The sequence below is a fragment of the Mesorhizobium sp. M8A.F.Ca.ET.208.01.1.1 genome (assembly GCF_004791315.1).
Lineage (GTDB): Bacteria > Pseudomonadota > Alphaproteobacteria > Rhizobiales > Rhizobiaceae > Mesorhizobium.
Window position 1 is genome coordinate 1 of record NZ_SRUT01000296.1, and the last position, 302, is coordinate 302.

Sequence of the window (302 nt, forward strand, 5' to 3'; positions counted from 1 at the left end):
AATTGCTCATGTAGTAGGCGGCGCGGATAATACTGGCCGGAATGGTCTGCGCCTTCAGCTTCTGCTCGAAGCCGTAGAGCACGGAAAGATCGCCGATGCCTTCGCCCGGCTGCGCGCCATAGGTCGATTCCGCCACCACCTTTTCAAGACCTGAGCCTGCAAGCGCTGTGACGATGGCGGCAACTGTCTTCTGCTCTTCGGCGTCGGTATCGGTCGCCGGATCGGCAGGCGGGTTGAGAAGAAAGGCGCGGCGGCCTTGTCGCAACACCTTGCGCAGCGCCTCGGGGTCGCGAACATCCGCC

The 302-nt window shown here is 62.6% G+C and carries 1 pseudogene; it reads right to left on the bottom strand.

The window, feature by feature from the left end:
• A pseudogene (locus EN851_RS35370) lies at nucleotides 1-302 on the bottom strand (NmrA family transcriptional regulator); the annotation flags it as partial.